The sequence below is a fragment of the Pseudoalteromonas sp. BSi20311 genome, assembly GCF_000239875.1.
Lineage (GTDB): Bacteria > Pseudomonadota > Gammaproteobacteria > Enterobacterales > Alteromonadaceae > Pseudoalteromonas.
Genome location: NZ_BADU01000188.1, coordinates 56075 through 64268, shown reverse-complemented (window position 1 = coordinate 64268; position 8194 = coordinate 56075). Strand labels below are relative to the sequence as shown.

Sequence of the window (8194 nt, the reverse complement as noted above, 5' to 3'; positions counted from 1 at the left end):
CGGTCAGCGGTCAGCGGTCAGCGGTCAGGTAGTAAAATAAAACACCGAGCCTTATGCAAGCCCAGTTTTTATATTATAGGCGAGAGTTTACTCGCGCACTTTCACAACATGTCAAACTACCTGCGCGGCGTAAAGCCCCGCCTACGTTTAACCCAAACACCGTACTTGGCTTAATCTTTTGCTGACAACTGACAACTGTGTCGCTGCAAGCAAACTATGGTTTCAGCGACAAACTGACAGCTGAAGACTAAAAACGGTTCTTTAACCTAAACCATCGCGGCTTTTACATATACATCAAAGCGGTTCTTCTTGGTTTTGATTTGCATGCTTGGAGTTTTATCATTTAAAAATGGTGCGTAATCGGGGCGTTTAACCACTACACGCTTACTGGCAAGTGGGTAAGCAAACTCGAGTAAATCATCGGCGTCGGTATCGCCACCCACTAACTCTTGGAATACGCGCATTTCTTTTTTAACCAATGCTGATTTTTCACGGTGCGGGAACATTGGATCAAGGTAAACCACATCGGGCATGCTGTCACATTGAGCAAGTAAAGTATGGCTTGAGCCAAAGATAAGGCTCATATTTTGCTGCATCCATGGGCCAATTTCACTATCGTTATAAGCACGTTGTAAGCCATCATATAACAGTGCAGCAACCACGGGATGGCGCTCATGTAAAATTACTTTACAGCCTAATGAGGCTAACACAAAACCATCACGCCCAAGGCCTGCTGTGGCATCGAGTACCACTGGCGTTGCGCCCTTGTTAAGACCAACTGCTTTGGCAATTGATTGCCCTTTACCACCACCAAATTTACGCCTATGTGCAACGGCACCAGTTACAAAGTCTACGTTAATAGCACCTAATTTTGGCTCGTCAGTTTTATACAGGCTTAGTCCTTTATCATCGTAATGCAAGCTAAAACCACTGCTTTGCTCTGCCCATTGAGCAAGCCCAAAGCGTGCTTCTAACTCATTTAAATAAGGTCGACACTCTTTAAACGCACACTGTATAACCACTTCACACTCCGATGATAAATTTCACCGTTATTATACCCAAACAAAGCCAATATACGATCTCTAGTTTAAAACAACTCAATATCGTTATTTTCGCTCTCAGGTTCTGGCTGCGTTTGTTGTTTACTTAGTTGTGTTTGAGTAATTAAGTCATCACGCTGTTGAGTGGTTGTTTTTAGTTGGTGCTTAATAAAGGCTAAATCATTAGTGGTTGCAACCAGCTGCTGTGATGTATGGCTAAGTTGGGTTATTTGCTGATTAAATTGCGAAGCTGTTAGCTCATTTTGTGTTTGCATTAACGATTGGAGTTGCTCGAGCTGCTCTGTAAGCTGGCTAATCGCATTCGTTTGCATGGCGTTTTGATTTTTAAGCTGGGCAACAATATCTTTAAAAGCAACGGTTAACTCATTATCGCGCATTAACCGATATTGGTGCTGCTGTATAGTGGCTACTTTTTCGTTAGTTATTTCTAAAATATGCGGAAATAAATCTTTATAGCGGCCATAAAGTGATGGCGTATCTACAGGCATATTTTTAATTAATAGTGAAATATTAGGGTAATTAATAATAGTACTATGACCAATATCAACAAAGCGTTCTGCATTTTTATGCTGTATGAGTAGCTCTTGCTCTAATGGGCATACGCCTGTTTCTTGGCTATAAAACATTCCCTGGTTATTCTGCCAAAAAACAACCACGACATTGAGGTGTAATGGAGTAAAAAAACCTAAAAAGTATTCACTTAATAATTCTAAATTATCGGCATGATAGCTTTGACAAACAAAACGCATAATGCGCCCCATGTCACCGGTCTCAATCATCGCCATTTCAGCTGTTTTATTGGCCTTTGCTATATCATACTGCAGTGTTGCACACTGCTTGCGATACTGGTAAAGAATTTTAATCCGTGCCATCAGCTCCTGTGCGTTAAAAGGCTTTAAAATGTAGTCAGCCCCGCCAACACTAAACCCTTTAATACGTTCAGCTTGCCCCACTTTGGATGATAAAAACATTACCGGAATATCTGTTGTGGCTTTATTTTGTTTAATAGTTTGGCAAACCTCATAACCAGACATGCCCGGCATTTCAACATCAAGCAAAATAATATCGGGGTTATATTTAATCGCTTGTCTTATGCCATCTTCACCATTTTTGGCGTGGATCACTTTGCAAAACCCAGCTAAAGATTCTTCAATAATATGGTGCATTAATTTATCGTCATCAATTGCCAGTATTAACTTTGCCATGCGTTAGTCCCTTTTAGTACTTTGTTAAAAGCATAGTACGCCATGTTAAAACTACTAAAATTTATTCAAAATATTCTTTAACAGCGCTGTATTTTAGGCAATAAAAAAGCGCCTCTGGGGCGCTTTTGTAATTATATTTTAATCCGCAAAAATCAACAGACCCTAAGCGGCGATGCCGCTGTGGCGCAGTAGTGCATCTACACTTGGCTCACGACCGCGGAAGTTTTTAAACAGTGCCATTGGCTCTTCGCTGCCGCCTTTTTCAAGAATATGCTGCATAAACGCTTGGCCAGTTTGTGGATTAAAAATCCCCTCTTCTTCAAATTTAGAGTAGGCATCAGCCGAAAGTACTTCAGCCCATTTATACGAGTAATAGCCTGCACTGTAACCGCCCGCAAAAATATGACTAAAGCCATGCTGAAAACGGTTAAACGCTGGCGGCTTAATGACTGAGGTACGACTGCGTACATCATCAAGTACAGCTTGAATGTTACATGGTTTGTCTGCCACGTAGTCATGGTGAATTTTAAAATCGAATAACGAGAACTCAAGTTGTCTTAGCATTTGCATACCTGAGTTGTAATTTTTAGCGGCCAATAGTTTATCTAGTAGCTCTTTTGGTAATGGCTCACCGGTTTCGAAGTGGCCTGAAATAAAGCTTAGGGCTTCTTCTTCGTAACACCAGTTTTCTAAAAACTGACTTGGCAATTCAACGGCATCCCATGCCACACCATTAATACCAGCAACAGGCGCTGCATCTACTTGAGTTAACATGTGGTGAATGCCGTGACCAAACTCATGGAACAGTGTGGTTACTTCATTATGGGTAAACAAAGCAGGCTTATCGCCAATCGCTTTATTAAAGTTACACACTAAGTAAGCAACTGGTGTTTGAAGTTCACCATTAGCACGCACTTTACGGCCCATACAGTCATCCATCCACGCACCACCACGCTTGTGGTCACGGGCGTATAAATCTAAGTAGAAACGACCACGTAAAGTATTGTTGCTATCGTAAATTTCAAAAAAGCGCACATCTTTATGATACGTATCGATGTCTTTTTGTTCTTTAACTGTAATACCAAATAAGCGGTTAACGGTTTCGAACAAACCACTAAGCACTTTATCGGCAGGGAAGTATGGGCGTAATACTTCATCTGAAATCGCGTATTTTTCTTGCTTTAGCTTTTCGCTGTAATAACCAAAGTCCCATGCCTGTAGTTCACTAATACCGTGCTGTTGCTCTGCGTATTGTTGCAACTCTTTAAGCTCTTGCTCTGCTTGTGGCTTAGATTTAGCTGCTAAGTCTTCTAAAAATGAAAATACCTGTGCAGGTGATTCTGCCATTTTTGTAGCTAAAGATTTTTCGGCGTAATTATTAAAGCCAAGTAATTGTGCTAACTCATGACGCAGTGCCAGCTCTTCACTCATTATCGCCGAGTTATCAAACTCTCCTGCATTTGGACCTTGATCGGATGCACGAGTAGAAAACGCGGTGTATGTTTCTTTGCGAAGTTCACGGTCGTCTGCGTAAGTCATTATAGGTAAGTAAGATGGGAAATCGAGAGTAAATACCCAGCCTTCTAAGTCTTTACTTTTTGCTGTATCAGCCGCTAATGCCAGTGCTGACTCTGGTAAGCCCGCTAGTTGGCTTTTATCGGTAATATGCTTATGCCATGCAAGCGTGGCATCCATCACGTTATTACCAAATTTTGAAGCAAGCTCTGATAAACGCGCACTAATTTCACCGTAGCGTTTTTGCTGCTCAGGATTTAGTGCAATGCCTGAAAGCTTAAAGTCACGCAATGCGTTGGTAACGGTTTTTTGCTGAGCGGTAGTGAGTGTTTTAAATTCGTCACTGTTATAAAGTGCGTTATAAGCCTCATACAAACCTTGGTGCTGACCAACAAAAGTAGAATATTCAGAAATAAGCGGTAAACACTGCTCGTAAGCTTCGCGCAGTTCATCATTGTTCATTACTGAGTTTAAATGTGATACCGGTGAAAATAATCGCGATAGTTTATCGTCGGCTTCTTCAAGCGGTAGCACTAAATCATTCCAGGTGAAAGATTGCTTTGCTAATACGCTTTCAATCGCACTGCGACAGTGCTCGATACCTTTTTTTAATGCCGGTACTACATGCTCAGGCTTTATTTTTGAAAAAGGAGGAAGTCCTTCAAGCCCAATAAGGGGATTTGTTTGTGCATTGCTCATAGTCATTCTCAGTTTATGCAAATATAAAAATGAAGTTGGGGCAAAATACGTAAATACAAGGGGAAGTGTTCAGCTCTTAGCTTAATATACGCTCGACTAATAATACCTTGATCTTAACTAGCTTGATTTTCGTTTGATGGTAGAGATTTTAGCAAACCTGAACAAGTGACTTGTTCATCGCATATGATATTATCGGTAAAACATTGTTAAACACATTTAGAGGATTAAACATGGCTCAGCATTTTGATTACATTGCAATTGGTGGCGGTAGTGGTGGTATTGCATCAGCTAACCGTGCAGCAATGCGTGGCGCAAAAGTAGCACTTATTGAAGCAAAACACATGGGTGGCACCTGCGTAAACGTAGGGTGTGTTCCTAAAAAAGTAATGTGGCACGGTGCTCAAGTTGCTGAAGCAATTAATCTTTATGCTCCTGATTACGGATTTGATGTAGAAATAAAAGGCTTTGACTGGTCAAAACTAGTAGAAAGTCGCGAAGCTTATATTGGTCGTATTCACAAAGGCTATGATAACGGTTTAGCTAAAAATGGCGTTACCGTGATTAAAGGTTTTGCAAAATTTGTTGATAGTAAGACCGTTGAAGTAAATGGCGAGCACTATACTGCCGATCACATTTTAGTTGCCGTAGGTGGCCGCCCTACTATTCCTAACATTCCAGGCGCTGAACACGGTATTGATTCAAACGGCTTTTTTGAGCTGAACGAACAACCTAAGCGTGTTGCTGTTGTTGGTGCAGGTTACATTGCCGTAGAAATTGCAGGTGTGCTGCACAGCCTAGGGACACAAACCCATTTATTTGTTCGTAAGAGCAAGCCGCTGCGCACCTTTGACCCATATATTATCGACACACTGGTTGATATTATGGCAAAAGAAGGCCCTACTCTGCACACTGAATGTTCGCCAAAAGAGGTGTTAAAAGAGGCTGATGGTAGCTTAACTATTCATTTTGAAAACGGTTACAGCGAAAATGTTGATCAGGTTATTTGGGCGATTGGTCGTACACCTACAACCGATAAAATTAACCTTGCTGCAGCAGGCGTTGAAGTAAACGAAAGCGGCTATGTAAAAGTAGATGAATACCAAAATACCACGGCTAAAAATGTATACGCTGTGGGTGATATTATCGAAAATGGTATTGAGCTTACACCAGTTGCTGTAAAAGCGGGTCGTACTCTATCGGAGCGCTTATTTAATAAAGCGCTGCCGGATGATTTGAAAATGGACTACAGCCTAGTACCAACCGTGGTATTTAGCCATCCACCTATCGGCACCATTGGCTTAACTGAGCAAGAAGCAATTTCTCAGTACGGTGAAGAAAATGTAAAAGTATATAAATCAAGTTTTGCGGCTATGTACACCGCAGTTACTCAGCACCGCCAAGCCTGTAATATGATGTTAGTGTGTGCAGGCGATGATGAAAAAGTTGTGGGCTTACACGGTATTGGTTTTACCGTTGATGAAATGATTCAGGGTTTTGCAGTCGCCATGAAAATGGGCGCGACTAAAGCCGATTTTGATGCGGTAGTCGCACTACACCCGACGGGTTCGGAAGAGTTTGTTACCATGAGATAAGTTCGAGGTTCGAGGTTCGAGGTTCGAGGTTCGAGGTTCGAGAAATAAAAAAACCTTGTGGTTAACATCGCAAGGTTTTTTATTTGTAAATAACCAAATTTACGCGAGGTAAACTCGCTGCTACGTAATCTCAACCCGCAGCCCGTCGCCCGCTAACCTTCGTATTTTAAGCTAAATGCTCTCGGGCTAAATATTCTAACGATTGCATTTCTTGCAGGCGACTAATACAGCGTTTAAATTCAAAGTTTAAATTGCCTTGTGTATAGAGCTCGGTAATGGGTTTTTCTGCAGAAATAATTAAGGTAACGTTACGCTCATAAAACTCATCTACCAACGCAATAAAACGCCTTGCTGCATCATCATTATTTTGTCCAAGCTGTTTTACGTTAGATAAAATCACCGTGTTATATAATCGGCTTATTTCCATGTAATCCACTTGGCTACGCGCGGTTTCACACAGTTCGCTAAATTCAAACATAACGATGCAATCAGACACCTTGCGGGTTTTGATCATCCGCCCTTCTATTTCAATTGGGGTGTCTACTTTACCGGCCTCAGGGGAGAGCTTATCAAAGTATTCAAATAGGTTTTTATCAGCTTGCTCATCAAGCGGGCTGTGAAAAATTTCTGCTTGTTCCAGTGTACGTAACCGGTAATCAACACCTGAATCCACATTAACTATTTCAGTATGCTTATTCACTAAGGCAATAGCCGGTAAAAAACGAGCGCGTTGTAAGCCATTGCGGTATAAATCATCAGGTATAATATTAGAGGTTGCAACCAACACAATACCACGAGCAAATAGCGCTTCCATTAAACCACCGAGCAGCATGGCATCGGTAATGTCTTGTACAAAAAACTCATCAAAACAAATTATGTCTGTTTCTGCTTTAAAAATATCGGCAACTGTTTCTAATGGGTTTGCTGTGTTGTTTAACTTTTTAAGCTCGTCGTGTACTCGGTGCATAAAGCGGTGAAAATGCACTCGCATTTTTCTATCGCTCGGTAAAGCTTCGTAAAAAGTATCAACAAGGTAAGTTTTACCACGGCCTACGCCACCCCAAAAGTATAAACCTTTAATGGGAGCTGGCTCTGCTTTATTAAAAAGCTTTGCAAAAAAGCCTTTAGATTGTGGTTTTACTTGTGTTAAATCGTCGTATAAACGCTGTAAATGACGAACTGCATTTTCTTGTGCTGCGTCATGTACAAAGTCATCGCGTTGAAGGTCTTGCTGGTATGTTTGCCAAGGAGTCATATCTATTTACAGTTAAAACACAGTTTAATTTGTAAAGCATATTAACACGCATCAATACTCAGGGTATATTAGACTTAGTATGAATTATTATTGAACTAAATATTTTTAGTTATTTTCGCATAGAGGTGAATTTATGGGTACATTTACATGGGTAGGTTTAGTGATAGTGGTTGCTATTGCTGCATTTTTCGTTGGTGCCTTTGTCACTAAAAAACAATTTAAACAAGATGAGTTAGAGCAACAAGCAGAGCAAGCTAAGCATTCGCTTGAGCAGTATCGTCAAGATGTTGCCGACCATTTAGCGAACACTGGTAAGTTAGTAAACAAAATGAAAGAAAACTACGACCAGTTATTAAGCCATGTTGAAGAAACCAATCAACTATTACTTGAAGACAGAAATAAAGCCCCTGCTGAACCGTTTTTCTCTAAAGAAACCACAGAGCAGTTACAAGCGTCATTAAAAGAGCGTAGCTCAGATCGCTCAAACGCCGATGCTCAACCAGCTGATTATGTGTCGGGTAAATCAGGATTATTTGCTGGTGATGTGAATACTTCTAAAGCATCTTGATGAACTTTTTTTTGACCCCATAGTCTTTAGTAATATACCCAATCAATCTCATGATGAAGAATTCAGCATTTCACAGGGATTGGCTATCAAGGCGTGACTTTGCATAAATGGTAGTCCCTTTTAAAAAGTCACAACACCGAGAGCCTGTTCCTGTGAAATGCCCCATGGGTTGGTTTAAATGCGATTTATACTGCGTTATTGATTTTAATAATAGAACCACTATTACTTACAATCAATGCCTTGCCTAAATCGCATTTAAATCCAACTGAAACTCCCATCATGAGGTTGATTGGGTATAC

Annotated in this window: 6 protein-coding genes; 2 read left to right on the top strand and 4 right to left on the bottom strand. The window is 40.8% G+C overall.

Annotation, left to right across the window (positions count from 1 at the left end):
• Nucleotides 1-266: 266 nt before the first annotated feature.
• From P20311_RS18100 to prlC, 3 genes are all read right to left on the bottom strand, one after another.
• Nucleotides 267-1022: a class I SAM-dependent methyltransferase gene (locus tag P20311_RS18100; RefSeq protein ID WP_008115552.1), complete on the bottom strand. Its 756-nt coding sequence runs from the start codon at nucleotides 1020-1022 to the stop codon at nucleotides 267-269.
• 65 nt (nucleotides 1023-1087) lie between these two features.
• Nucleotides 1088-2266, bottom strand: coding sequence for a PleD family two-component system response regulator (locus tag P20311_RS18095; protein ID WP_008115551.1), 1179 nt, complete (start codon nucleotides 2264-2266; stop codon nucleotides 1088-1090).
• Between the two features lie 162 nt (nucleotides 2267-2428).
• Nucleotides 2429-4480 (bottom strand): oligopeptidase A, encoded by a 2052-nt coding sequence (gene prlC / locus P20311_RS18090; protein WP_008115550.1) that lies wholly within the window; start codon nucleotides 4478-4480, stop codon nucleotides 2429-2431.
• A gap of 230 nt (nucleotides 4481-4710) precedes the next feature.
• Here prlC and gorA point away from each other — a divergent pair, with 230 nt between their 5' ends.
• Nucleotides 4711-6072 (top strand): glutathione-disulfide reductase, encoded by a 1362-nt coding sequence (gene gorA, locus P20311_RS18085; RefSeq protein WP_008115549.1) that lies wholly within the window; start codon nucleotides 4711-4713, stop codon nucleotides 6070-6072.
• 166 nt (nucleotides 6073-6238) lie between these two features.
• Here the strand turns inward: gorA and zapE are convergent, their stop codons facing one another.
• Entirely contained in the window at nucleotides 6239-7327 is a 1089-nt protein-coding gene (gene zapE, locus P20311_RS18080; protein ID WP_008115547.1) for a cell division protein ZapE, read from the bottom strand.
• 133 nt (nucleotides 7328-7460) lie between these two features.
• Here zapE and P20311_RS18075 point away from each other — a divergent pair, with 133 nt between their 5' ends.
• Entirely contained in the window at nucleotides 7461-7895 is a 435-nt protein-coding gene (locus P20311_RS18075; RefSeq protein ID WP_008115546.1) for a YhcB family protein, read from the top strand.
• The last annotated feature ends 299 nt before the right edge of the window (nucleotides 7896-8194 follow it).

Coding starts and splice junctions, on each gene's coding strand:
- P20311_RS18095 (WP_008115551.1), bottom strand. CDS start 2,266: ATGGCAAAGTTAATACTGGCAATTGATGACGATAAATTAATGCACCAT.
- prlC (WP_008115550.1), bottom strand. CDS start 4,480: ATGAGCAATGCACAAACAAATCCCCTTATTGGGCTTGAAGGACTTCCT.
- gorA (WP_008115549.1), top strand. CDS start 4,711: ATGGCTCAGCATTTTGATTACATTGCAATTGGTGGCGGTAGTGGTGGT.
- zapE (WP_008115547.1), bottom strand. CDS start 7,327: ATGACTCCTTGGCAAACATACCAGCAAGACCTTCAACGCGATGACTTT.
- P20311_RS18075 (WP_008115546.1), top strand. CDS start 7,461: ATGGGTACATTTACATGGGTAGGTTTAGTGATAGTGGTTGCTATTGCT.